The following is an 11,608-nucleotide window of genomic DNA, read 5'->3' as shown; positions in this document are numbered from 1 at the left end:
CAGCAGAGCTGGCCGATGCGTGTAACGGTCAGCCGTAATTAAACGACTGGAGCACGCCAGTCATCGGAACCCGAAGTACCGGATACTTCGTGGGTCCAGGTGATTTTACGGTAGGTGAACTGCACTTCTTCCAGGTGGGTGAAGTGCGCGTTGCCTGGATCCTGGCAGTTGTGCATTTTGTTGTTGATGGCGACGATGATCGCGTCTTCCAGTTTGGTGGTGTAGTAGTGCTCTTGGGTGCCTTGAGCCGAAGTGCGGTACCACTGGATAACGATTTCGCTCATGCGCTCGCCGGAAGTCAGAGCTGCTTGCAGCAGTGGCGAAGCCTTGTCGTAGACCTTGGTGATCACAACTGGCTTGTGTACGCGCTGACCGGTTGGCTGACCGGATTGCGGGTCACGCGGGATGATCACGTCGTGGGTGAAAGCCTGAACCATGACCTGGTCTTCGTGGCCTTCCTGGTAGGTGTTGCCAACGGAGTCGGCGGTGAAAGCGCCGGCAGTGATCAGGCCTTGTTTTTCGCCGGTAACCGACATGTACGCTGGTGTTGCCATGGGGTGCTCTCCTTGCGGATAAAGTTAGGGTGCCCGGAGGCGAAATCGCCCGGTGGGTGGCTGAGAGTTATCAAGGAGCGTGCCAGGTTTTGCGCGGTGCCCGGATGGCGGGGGCGCCACGGTAGTCGGTGATCATTCGGGGCGATTTTCAGCGGGAAAGTCGGGAGAAAGTGCGCAAGAAGTTGCGCAGTACTGCGCAACTTCTTGCGCACTTGGCTGCAGGGCTTGCGCCGCTTGAGCTGCAGAGGATTTAGGCCCTGAAATATTACGGGCCACTGCGCAACTTCTTGCGCACAATGGCCAGATGCCTTTATGGAGGCAAAGATTGCTATGGAGGCAAAGATTGCCTCATAGCTTCAGATCAAAAGATCGCAGCCTGCGGCAGCTCCTACATTTGGAATGCATTTCCCCTGTAGGAGCTGCCGTAGGCTGCGATCTTTTGATGTTTTAACGCGCGAGTCGGGTCAAACACTCCTCAATCGACCGCCGTTGCGTCCCGGCATACAACCCCAACTCATCGATGGCCGAACGCCCCAGCGCCTGTTCGAAAGCCTGTCGATTGGAGTGTTCGGCGTAATGCGCCTGTGCGGCATCCCCCAGGTTCGACTGAAAAATCCCCGCCGCGCTCACCGGCAGGAAATCTTCGTACACCAGCGGCTCCGCTTTCACGTAGCCATCGCGCAGCAAATCCTCCAGTGACGATTCGCCAAGTCCGTGCGGCGCGATGCCCTTTTCCGTAGCGAAATAACGAAAGTACGCCAGCCCCTGTTCGCGCATACCCTCGACGCTGTCAGGAAATTCGGCAAAGTGCTGAGTCATCAGCGCGTTGTAGCGTGCGGCATTGGCTTCATTGGGGAAGTCGCCCAGTTCATCGCGAGCGGCATTCAACAAGCGGTCATACAGCGCGCGACCCTTGGGCGTGAGGGCGGCGCCGCGTTGTTCGATTTCGCCGAAGCGCGCGCTGTGGCTGCCACGGGTTTCGGGCTGATCGGTGAAGGCGATCGGCTCGTCCAGCGCCTTGAAACTGGTCTGGCGCAGCAGGATCGGGCAGTTGCGGCGTGGTGGACCTTCGATCACCGCTTTGGGTGTGATGCCATGGGCAGGCATCTGCTCCTGAACGGTGTCGATGTCCAGCGTGCGCGGGGTCAGGTGATTGATATGCGGGCCTTTGAACGCAACGACATCGGCGATCAAGCGGTGCTGGGCGCTGAGTTTCTGGTACTGCGCGGCGCTGACGGTGGCGCTGTGGTGCCAGCGAAAAGTCTCCAGGGCCTGTCGGACGAATTCTGCGGCTTCGTCGTCATTCAGTCCGCCAGCCGTTTCCGCCTGTTCAATCAGGCGCAACGCCTCTTCAGTAAAAATCGAACGACGGGCCAGTACCGACTCGGCAAACGAACGCAATTCAGCGTCTTCAATCAGCTCCAGGCGCAGCAACGAGGTAAACACGCGAAACGGGCTGACCTGCAGCGCTTCTTCATGCACCGCGCGAAACGCCGTTGAATGCACCGGCACGCCCGCCGGGGTCAGGTCGTAATAACCCACTGGTTGCATGCCCATCACCGCGAACAGGCGGGCGAGGGTAGCCAGTTCGCTCGCGGTGCCGACGCGAATGGCGCCGTGGCGTTCCATGTCCAGGCGTTCGATTTCGCCGGTGCGCTTGAGCTGTCCGGCGATGTCAGGCTGACGTGCCAGCACTTCGCGATTGGTTTTCTCCACCAGTTCCATCAGCGCGCCGTACAGCGGCACCTCTTCGCGGTACATGTCGGACATCGCTCGGGAGAAGCGTTGGCGGATCAGGTCGGGGCTGACGAACGGCTGCACGGTCATGAAAAAAATTCCTGCCACGGTGACGAAATGGATGCCCGAAAAGATCGCAGCCTTCGCCCACGCGGGCAAACGAAGAATCCTACGAACTTCATTCTGCCAACGACTGATCCACCAGCTCGATCCAGTGTCTGACCGGCGTGCGCCCGGCGCTCGCCAGATGGCTCTGACAGCCCACATTGGAAGTGACGATCAACTCGGGCCGGCCGCTTTCCAGAGCGTTGAGTCGCTGGTCACGCAGTTGCCGCGCCAGCACCGGTTGGGTCAGCGAGTAAGTGCCCGCCGAGCCGCAGCACAAATGGCCATCCGGTACCGGCGTGAGGTTGAAGCCGAGTCGGGTCAGCACTGTTTCCACGGCGCCGCCGAGTTTCAGTGCGTGCTGCAAAGTGCACGGGCAATGCACGGCGATGCGCCGTTCGCTGGCGGCGCAGACCTGTTCCAGCGGTTCCTGCGCGATGACTTGCACCAGGTTCCGAGTCATTTCGCTGATCTGCCGGGCTTTCAACGCGTAGATCGGATCGTCCGCAAGCAAATGCCCGTAATCCTTGATGAACGCGCCACAACCGCTGGCCGTTTGCACGATGGCTTCGGCGCCATTCTGCAAGTGCGGCCACCAGGCGTCGATGTTCTGTCGAGCGCGGTCGAGACCTTTGGCCTGGGCGTCGAGGTGATAGTCGAGCGCGCCGCAGCAACCCGCCTCGCTCACCGGAGTGACGCTGATGCCCAGACGATCGAGCACCCGCGCGGTCGCGTCATTGGTGTTCGGCGACAGACCCGGTTGCACGCAGCCTTCGAGCAACAACACCCGGCGCGCATGCCGAGGAGCGGGGCGCGACCCCATAACACCCAAGTGTTGCGGCAGTTTGCTTTCCAGCAGGCGCGGCAGCAGCGGTCGAAAGGTCGCGCCCATGCGCAGCAAGCCTTTGAACAAACCGGGATTGGGCGCCAACGCACGCAAGCCTTCGCGCAGCAAGCGCTGAGCGGCCGGGCGCGGCACCGCGCTGTCGACTACTGCGCGGCCAATGTCGAGCAGGTTGTGATAATCGACGCCGGACGGGCAGGTGGTTTCGCAGTTGCGACACGACAGGCAGCGATCCAGATGCAGCTGCGTCTGCTCGGTGGCCGGTGCGCCTTCCAGCACTTGCTTGATCAGATAAATGCGCCCGCGCGGCCCATCGAGTTCATCGCCGAGCAATTGGTACGTCGGGCACGTCGCGTTGCAAAAGCCGCAATGCACGCAGGTGCGCAGGATCTTTTCCGCTTCGCCAGCCCGGGGCAATTTTCGCGATTGCTCGCTGAGGGTGGTTTGCATGGCTAGACCTCCGCGTACATGCGTCCGGGGTTGAACAGCCCTTGCGGGTCGAGTTGCGCCTTGAGTTGCCGGTGGTAGCGCAGCAGGGTTGGCGCCAAGGGTTGAAACGGCGAATCCGTGGCGCCATGGGTAAAGCACGTTGCATGGCCGCCCAAGGAATGGGCGAGTGCGTGAATCTCAGAGCTTTCGGATTTCACCCAGCGTTGCGCGCCGGCCCAGTCGATCAGTTGCTCGCCGGGCAGCTCGAGCGGGCCGAGATTGTTCGGCAATGACAGGCGCCACAGCGGCAAACCTTCGTCGAAAAAACTCAGGCGCTGTTCGTTGAGGTCGCGCCAGAAAACCGAGTCCAACGGCTCACCACCGAGGCGTTGATGCGCCGCCGTTACCGAACCTTCGCCGCCTTCCAGACGCAGATACAGACTCTGGCCATCGTGACATGCCGCGCTGATCGGCAGCGGTTGCTGGCCCCATTCGGCAAGTTTGCTCAAGGCCCGAGCGCAGTCGATATCGAGGCGAATGCTCAGGCACTGGCGCGGTTTCGGCAGGACTTTCAGCGACACTTCGGTGAGCACGCCGAGGCAACCGAAACTGCCGGCCATCAGTCGCGAAAGGTCATAACCGGCGACGTTTTTCATCACTTCGCCACCGAAGCGCAGATGCTGACCGAGGCCGGTGATCACCCGCGTGCCGAGAACGAAGTCGCGTACCGAGCCGGACCACGGCCGGCGAGGTCCGGACAGTCCCGTGGCGACCATGCCGCCGACCGTGGCGCTGTCGGCGAAGGATGGCGGTTCGCAGGGCAACATTTGCCCGGCGTCATCCAGCGCCGCAAGCAGCGCGGACAATGGCGTGCCGGCGCGTGCGGTGACCACCAGTTCGGTCGGATCGTATTGAACGATGCCGCGATGAGCACGGGTGTCGAGCACTTCGCCGGCCACCTCGCGACCGAGAAAGGCCTTGCTGTTGCCGCCCTGAATCTTCAGCGGCGTGGCATTGGCCCGCGCGGCGTTGACCTGATCGAGCAGGGCGTTGGCGGCGTCGAAATCAGCCATCAGAATCGCTCCAGCTCGGGGAAGGGCAGTTGCCCGGCGTGAATGTGCATCGCGCCGAATTCGGCGCAGCGGTGCAGGGTCGGAATGTTCTTGCCGGGATTGAGCAAGCCCTGCGGATCGAACGCGGCTTTCACTGCATGAAACAGCAGTAACTCGTCGCTGTTGAACTGCGCGCACATCTGATTGATTTTTTCGCGGCCGACGCCGTGCTCGCCAGTGATGCTGCCGCCGACCTTCACGCACAGTTCGAGGATCTTGCCGCCCAATGCCTCGGCGCGATGCAGCTCCCCCGGCTGGTTGGCGTCGAACAGAATCAGCGGATGCATGTTGCCGTCGCCGGCATGGAACACGTTGGCCACGCGCAAGCCATATTCCTCGCCGAGGCTGGCGATACCTTGCAGCACAGCGGGCAATTCGCGGCGCGGGATGGTGCCGTCCATGCAGTAATAATCCGGCGACAACCGGCCGATCGCCGGAAACGCATTTTTGCGCCCGGCCCAGAAACGCACGCGCTCGGCCTCGTCCTGGGCCTGGCGCACTTCAGTGGCGCCGGCTGCTGTCATGACTTCGCGCACCCGCTGGCAATCGTCGTGCACGTCGGCTTCGACACCGTCGAGTTCGCACAGCAGAATCGCCTCGGCGTCGACCGGGTAACCGGCGTGGATAAAATCTTCGGCGGCGCGAATGGCCAGGTTGTCCATCATTTCCAGGCCTCCGGGAATGATCCCGGCAGCGATGATTTCGGCAACCGCTCGGCCGGCCTTCTCGACTGAATCGAAACTGCCGAGCAGGACCTTGGCGACTTGCGGTTTGGGCAGCAGTTTCACCGTGACTTCGGTGATGATCCCCAGCAGGCCTTCGGAGCCGGTGAACAAGGCGAGCAGGTCAAAACCGGCTGAATCGAGCGCCTCGGAGCCCAGCGTCAGACGTTCGCCCTCGATGGTCAGTACTTCGATTTTCAACACGTTGTGCACGGTCAGGCCGTACTTGAGGCAATGCACGCCACCAGCGTTTTCCGCGACGTTGCCGCCGATCGAGCAGGCGATCTGCGATGACGGATCCGGTGCGTAATACAAGCCAAATGGGGCCGCCGCCTGGGAGATAGCAAGATTGCGCACCCCCGGCTGAACCCGCGCGATACGTGCAGCGGGGTCGATGTGCAGGATGTTGTTGAACCGCGCCATCACCAGCAGCAGGCCCTTTTCCAGTGGCAGCGCGCCGCCGGACAAGCCCGTACCGGCACCCCGCGCGACGACAGGCACGTTGTTTTGGTGGCAGAGTTTCAGCAAGGTTTGCACTTGTTCGAGTCGACGGGGCAGGGCGACCAGCATTGGCGTGGTGCGGTAGGCGGAGAGACCGTCGCATTCGTAGGGTTTGAGTTCATCTTCGCGCCAGAGGATGTCCAGGTCCGGCAGGGCTTGTTGCAGAGCCTTGAGCAATTCGCCCTTGTTCACCTCGGGCAACGGACCGTCGAGGCGTTCGTCGTAAAGGATGTTCATGGGAACGCCAACCTTCTGTCTCCGCTGATCGTTCCCACGCAGAGCATGGGAACGATCAGTTGCGCCACCTGGGGCATTGCGAATATCCATCTTCATCGCTGTCGTTCCAGAAATTCCCCGTACAGCCGCGCGGTATTTCCCGGCTGTTCGACCATCGGCATGTGCCCGACGTGATCCCACACATCCACTTCGAGATTGGCGATGCCTTTGCTCCACACCGGCACGCTGCTGACGTCGATCAGGCGATCCTTGCGCCCCCAGAGCAACAGCGCCGGGCATTTGATCTCGGCCAGTTTCGGCTCCATCGGCGGGCTCGCGCGGAAGTCGCGGAAGATTTCTTCGAGCTCGTCACGTTGTTGCTCGTAGCGCTGGGCGACGGCGTCCAGCACCAGTTTCGGTACCCACGGCGGCGACTCCATGGTCATCGCGTAGAAGCGCTGGAATTCTTCGCGGGAGTTGATCAGGAACGGGTTGTGCCCGCGCGCCAGATGGCGCTCCATGTCGCTGGGCTCCGGTGCGGTGACGCCGGCCGGGTCGATCAGCGCCAGCGATGCGATCCGCTCCGGATAGGTCGCCGCCAGCCACGCGGCGATGTAGCCGCCCATGGAGTTGCCAATGACATGGACTTTCTCCACGCCGCAGACGTCGAGCAGTTGAATCATGCGTTTGGCCTGAACCGCAATGTCGTAACCGCCGCCAGCCTTGAAGCCAGTCTCACCGTGGCCGGCCAGATCCGGAATGATCACCCGATACTGACGGACGAAATGCCGGGCGCAGCGCAGCCAGAGGTTTTTGTCGGCGCTGAAGCCGTGCAGCATCAGGATCGCGCTGGACGCCTCGTACGGCCCGCCTTGCCAGGTCGACACGGTCATCTCGGCGATCGGCACTTCGATCTTGTGCAATTTGTACAACCTGGCCTCGCTGGCCATGGCCAGGTTGTACAACCAATGGCCGACCGCCGGGTAACTCAACCAGCTCCAGGCCACGAAAACCGCGAGTGCGACAAACAGCAAAAGCATCGACGTCTTCCTTATACGTGTTCAGGACAAAATATGGTCGGCCGGTTTCAGCGCCCGGGTCAGCAGGTGATAGCTGAAACTGAAGCCGGGAAACATCGCGATCACATGACCGCTCTTGCTCTGGTACCAACTGTGGCAACCACCGGATTTCCACACCGTGCGCTGCATTTCCCTGTGGATCATTGCAGTGTAGGTACGTTCTGCGTCACGGCGCACTTCGATGCTGCTCAGGCCTTTGGCCCGTACGGTGCGGATGCAGTCGAGGATGTAGTTCATCTGCGATTCGATGATGAACAGTGCCGAGGTGTGGCCAATGCCGGTGTTCGGCCCGGTGACGATAAACAGGTTGGGGAAATCCGGCAGGCTGGTGCCGAGGTACGCGCGCGGGTATTCGGCCCAGACATCTCTGAGTTGCACCGCGTTTTTGCCGCTGACCGGGTAGGAAATCACCCCGTCGGTGGCGTCGTAACCGGTCGACCAGACGATCAGATCAACATCGAGATGCTCACCGTCCACGGTGTTGATCCCGCTTTCGTCGATCGAAGCGATGCCGTGCTCGCGACTGTGCAACGTGACGTTGGCGCGGCTCAGCGCCGGGTAGTACGTGCTGGACACCAGCACCCGTTTGCAGCCGATGGTGAAGTCCGGGGTGAGTTTCTGCCGCAGTACCGGGTCCGGAACCTGGCGTTTGAGAAAACGCAGCGCATGTCGTTGGACCAGATGAATCGCCGGTCTCGAGTATTTGAAGGCGATTACCCGTGTTTCGAATTGCCAGTAGATCAGCCAGCGCAGCAGCTTGTACGCCGGCTTCAGACCGAGCAGCCAGCGCTGGAAACGGCCGAATTTGCGATCGGCACGCGGCAGCACCCAATGCGGCGTGCGCTGGAATACATGCAGGTGTTCGACTTGTGGCGCAATCGCCGGGATCACCTGCGCGGCGCTGGCACCACTGCCGACGATCGCGACGCGTTTACCGCGATAGTCGTAGCTGTGATCCCAATTGTTTGTGTGAAAAGTCTTGCCTTGAAAGCGATCCATCCCAGCAAAGTGCGGGATGACCGGCTGACTCAATGGCCCGGAAGCGTTGATCAAAAACTGCGTGTGAAAGATGCCTTTGGCGCGGGTGTGCACCGTCCAGTGTTTTTCCGCCTCGTCCCACTCGACGCGCTCGACATCCGCCCCCAGCTCCACGCGCTCGCGCAAACCGAACTGCTCGATCAGCTGTTCGGTGTAGCGACGCAATTCCGCCTGTTCGGCGAACATCTGCGACCAGCGGTAGGGCGCGAATGACAGCGAATACAGCGGCGACGGGACGTCCACCGCTGCGCCGGGGTAGGTGTTCTGGCACCAGGTGCCGCCGAAGAAGTCGCGTCGCTCAAGAATGCGAAAATCGTCGATTCCGGCCTTGAGCAGGTTGACCGCCGCGCACTGGCCGCCGAAACCGCTGCCGATGATCAACACAGCGTAGGTATGCATGTGCCCCCTTTTTATAGTTGTTTTTCCATTTCCCCTCTTTCATTTATAGCCAACTCTGGGCCGCGCGTGCGGCGCTGATAGCGCTCTATTCAGGCCGCTGGCCGGTGATGGCTATTTAGCGGCGCCCTGATAGACTCCGGACACATCCTTGTCGGGATGTAACCATGCATCGCGCGGTCGAGGCCCTTATGGGAAATACGCGAGGAAAGGGACTTTCACTGGCCAGGAGGCTGTACAGGTCGCGGGTGTTCGGGCTGCTGCTCGGGCTGATGTGTGTCAGCGTGGCGATGCACGCGCTCGATCCGCCGCTGTGGGTGTGGGGCCTGATGCTGTTCAACGGCCTGGTCTGGCCGCATCTGGCCTTTCTATGGGCGCGAAGCTCGAGCGTGCCGTTTCGCGCCGAACACCGCAATTTGCTGATCGATGCATTCATGGGCGGCTTCTGGGTCGCCGCCATGCAGTTCAATCCCTTGCCCAGCGCTACCACGATTTCGATGATGGCGATGAACAACGTCGCCATCGGTGGCGGGCGTTTTTTGCTGGCGGGCACGGCGGCACAGCTATTCGGTATGGGCGTGGGGCTGGTGGTGTTTGCGCCGGCGTTCATCCCGCCAACAACGCCGCTGCAGCTGTACGCCTGTTTGCCGTTGCTGTTGCTGTATCCGCTGGCGCTAGGCTGGATCTGCTTTCGCCAGGCCTCGACCCTCGGTCGGCACAAGCGCGAGCTATTGGCGTTGAGTCGCACCGATAGCCTGACCGGCCTGCTCAATCATGGCGCGTGGAAGGATCAGCTGAACCTCGCGTTCCAGCGCTGCAAACGCCAGCAGCAGGGCGCGGCGATTGCGCTGATCGACATCGACCACTTCAAAGCGATCAATGACACCTATGGGCATGTCGCTGGCGATATCGTCCTGCGCCAGTTGAGCAAACTGCTCAAACAGAATCTGCGCGCCACGGATGTGGCGGGGCGCTATGGCGGGGACGAGTTCTGCGTGATTTTGCCGGAGCTGCCACTGTTCAACGCGGCTCAGGCGATGGAAGCCTTGCGCGAGCGTTTTGCGGTGATGGGCTACGAGCAGAACCCGGCGTTGAAGGTCAGTCTGAGCATTGGCCTGGCCGCGTACGACCCGAGCCATGCCGACGCCACGCGTTGGCTGGATGAGGCCGATCAGGCGTTGTACGAAGCCAAGGCCAGTGGGCGCAATCGGGTGATCTGCAACAGCGACAACAAGCCGAGGCAGGCGCTGCTGGATTCGGTCTGACGGGCGAGCTGATACCTGTGGGAGCGAGCCTGCTCGCGAAAGCGCTGGGTCAGGCGGTATCAATATCGTTTGCCACGACGCCTTCGCGAGCAGGCTCGCTCCCACCGGGGTATGTGTTGTCGGTTAGATCAGTGTCGCATCCGCTATAGAGCCTTGCGCCGATGTCGGTTACGGTTGAATCCCTCCGACACGAAACAAGGACTGCTTCATGACGTTCTCCTTTCCCCGCTCTCTGCTGGCCGCCAGCCTCGGTCTGTCCCTCGCATTCTCGGCCGCAAACGCTGCCGAACCGCACAAACAAGTGCTCGCCGATGCCGAGCAGTATCAGCCCGAAGCCCTGAAAATGTTGGAGCGACTGGTCAATATCGACTCCGGCTCAGGTTATGAGCCGGGCCTGAAACAGGTCAGCGACATCGCCATCGATGAGCTGAAAAAGCTCGGCGCAACTATCGAACTGGTGCCGAACACCCCGGAGAAATCCAACCACGTGCTAGCCACGCTCAAAGGCACCGGGAAAGCGAAGATTCTCCTGATGGCGCACATGGACACGGTGTTCAAGGAAGGCTCCGCCGCCGAGCGGCCTTTCCACATCAAGGACGGCCGCGCCTACGGGCCGGGTGTAATGGACGACAAGGGCGGCATCGTCGCCGGCATCTACGCATTGAAAGTGCTGAAGAACCTCGACTTCAAGGATTACGCGCAGATCACCTTCCTGCTGGATGCCAGCGAAGAAACCGGCTCGGACGTCGCCACCGACCTGATCAAGAAAACCGCCAAACAGCACGACGTCACCCTCAACCTCGAACCGGGGCGCCCGGCCGATGGCCTGGTGGTGTGGCGCAAGGGCAGTGCGACGGCGCTGGTCGAAGTCAAAGGCAAGGCCGCCCACGCCGGCGTCGCGCCTGAATTGGGCCGGAACGCGGCGATGGAAGCGGCGCATCAGATTCTGCAACTGGGCAAGCTCGGTGACGAGGCGAAGAAGACCACCATCAACTTCACCGTGCTCAAGGCCGGCGATCGCACCAACGTGATTCCTGATCAGGCCACGGCCAAGGCGGATGTGCGCGCGGCAGTGCCGGAGGAATTTGATCGCATCGAGAAGGATCTGGCGCGGGTCTCGCAGGACAAGTTGATTGCCGATACCGAAGTGAAAACGTCCTTGCAGCGCGGTTTGCCGCCGATGCCGCAGACCGCTGAGTCCGATCGCTTGATGGCCATGGCTCAAGGCATTTACGGCGAAATTGGCCGCGAGCTCACCGAGGAGGGCAGCGGCGGCGCGGCGGATGCCAGTCTGTCCGCAGGCGTAGGGACGCCGACGCTGGATGGCTTCGGCATTGTCGGCGGCAATATTCACACGCCTGAGGAATATGCCGAGGTGGCGAGCGTGGCGCCGCGGATTTATTTGTTGTCACGGATGATCATGGAGTTGGCCAAGCCGCGGTGATGGGATTGGTGGTGTGAATGTTTGGGGCGGGGTGTCAGTTGACTCACCCCTCACCCTAGCCCTCTCCCCCAGGAGAGGGGACTGACCGCGTTGTTTGTGGTCCATGTGGCAACCGCCAGATCAAGTTGAATTCAAATTCGCATTCAACGCGATCTCTCACGTCGGC

The 11,608-nt window shown here is 61.3% G+C and carries 9 protein-coding genes; 2 read left to right on the top strand and 7 right to left on the bottom strand.

Annotation, left to right across the window (positions count from 1 at the left end; all coding sequences use genetic code 11):
• Positions 1 to 38: 38 nt before the first annotated feature.
• From AB4N48_RS13645 to AB4N48_RS13615, 7 genes are all read right to left on the bottom strand, one after another.
• Complete coding sequence (locus AB4N48_RS13645) at positions 39 to 554, bottom strand: Hcp family type VI secretion system effector (RefSeq protein ID WP_007949952.1); 516 nt, start codon at positions 552 to 554, stop codon at positions 39 to 41.
• Between the two features lie 447 nt (positions 555 to 1,001).
• Positions 1,002 to 2,381 (bottom strand): 2-oxoadipate dioxygenase/decarboxylase HglS, encoded by a 1,380-nt coding sequence (hglS, locus tag AB4N48_RS13640; protein ID WP_460093643.1) that lies wholly within the window; start codon positions 2,379 to 2,381, stop codon positions 1,002 to 1,004.
• A gap of 88 nt (positions 2,382 to 2,469) precedes the next feature.
• A complete protein-coding gene (glcF, locus tag AB4N48_RS13635) occupies positions 2,470 to 3,690 on the bottom strand; it encodes a glycolate oxidase subunit GlcF (RefSeq protein ID WP_460093642.1) in 1,221 nt (406 codons plus the stop codon).
• A gap of 2 nt (positions 3,691 to 3,692) precedes the next feature.
• On the bottom strand, positions 3,693 to 4,742 hold the full coding sequence (glcE, locus tag AB4N48_RS13630) for a glycolate oxidase subunit GlcE (RefSeq protein ID WP_252869183.1): 1,050 nt from the start codon (positions 4,740 to 4,742) through the stop codon (positions 3,693 to 3,695).
• Positions 4,742 to 6,241: a glycolate oxidase subunit GlcD gene (glcD, locus tag AB4N48_RS13625; protein ID WP_122880115.1), complete on the bottom strand. Its 1,500-nt coding sequence runs from the start codon at positions 6,239 to 6,241 to the stop codon at positions 4,742 to 4,744. The genes glcE and glcD overlap by 1 nt, the downstream gene beginning before the upstream one ends.
• A gap of 92 nt (positions 6,242 to 6,333) precedes the next feature.
• Complete coding sequence (locus tag AB4N48_RS13620) at positions 6,334 to 7,260, bottom strand: alpha/beta fold hydrolase (RefSeq protein WP_016774118.1); 927 nt, start codon at positions 7,258 to 7,260, stop codon at positions 6,334 to 6,336.
• A gap of 21 nt (positions 7,261 to 7,281) precedes the next feature.
• Positions 7,282 to 8,736 (bottom strand): flavin-containing monooxygenase, encoded by a 1,455-nt coding sequence (locus AB4N48_RS13615; RefSeq protein WP_460093641.1) that lies wholly within the window; start codon positions 8,734 to 8,736, stop codon positions 7,282 to 7,284.
• Positions 8,737 to 8,924: 188 nt separating this feature from the next.
• On the opposite strand from AB4N48_RS13615, the gene AB4N48_RS13610 reads away from it, so the two are divergent.
• Positions 8,925 to 9,998, top strand: coding sequence for a diguanylate cyclase (locus AB4N48_RS13610; protein WP_056786785.1), 1,074 nt, complete (start codon positions 8,925 to 8,927; stop codon positions 9,996 to 9,998).
• A 208-nt stretch (positions 9,999 to 10,206) separates the two neighbouring features.
• Complete coding sequence (locus AB4N48_RS13605) at positions 10,207 to 11,442, top strand: M20/M25/M40 family metallo-hydrolase (protein ID WP_460093640.1); 1,236 nt, start codon at positions 10,207 to 10,209, stop codon at positions 11,440 to 11,442.
• The last annotated feature ends 166 nt before the right edge of the window (positions 11,443 to 11,608 follow it).

It is taken from the genome of Pseudomonas sp. S2_C11, from assembly GCF_054668395.1.
The sequence above is the reverse complement of the archived record's forward strand: the minus strand, read 5'-3'. Positions and strand labels throughout refer to the sequence as shown.

Coding starts and splice junctions, on each gene's coding strand:
- AB4N48_RS13620 (WP_016774118.1), bottom strand. CDS start 7,260: ATGCTTTTGCTGTTTGTCGCACTCGCGGTTTTCGTGGCCTGGAGCTGG.
- AB4N48_RS13645 (WP_007949952.1), bottom strand. CDS start 554: ATGGCAACACCAGCGTACATGTCGGTTACCGGCGAAAAACAAGGCCTG.
- glcD (WP_122880115.1), bottom strand. CDS start 6,241: ATGAACATCCTTTACGACGAACGCCTCGACGGTCCGTTGCCCGAGGTG.
- glcE (WP_252869183.1), bottom strand. CDS start 4,742: ATGGCTGATTTCGACGCCGCCAACGCCCTGCTCGATCAGGTCAACGCC.
- hglS (WP_460093643.1), bottom strand. CDS start 2,381: ATGACCGTGCAGCCGTTCGTCAGCCCCGACCTGATCCGCCAACGCTTC.
- AB4N48_RS13610 (WP_056786785.1), top strand. CDS start 8,925: ATGGGAAATACGCGAGGAAAGGGACTTTCACTGGCCAGGAGGCTGTAC.
- glcF (WP_460093642.1), bottom strand. CDS start 3,690: ATGCAAACCACCCTCAGCGAGCAATCGCGAAAATTGCCCCGGGCTGGC.
- AB4N48_RS13605 (WP_460093640.1), top strand. CDS start 10,207: ATGACGTTCTCCTTTCCCCGCTCTCTGCTGGCCGCCAGCCTCGGTCTG.
- AB4N48_RS13615 (WP_460093641.1), bottom strand. CDS start 8,736: ATGCATACCTACGCTGTGTTGATCATCGGCAGCGGTTTCGGCGGCCAG.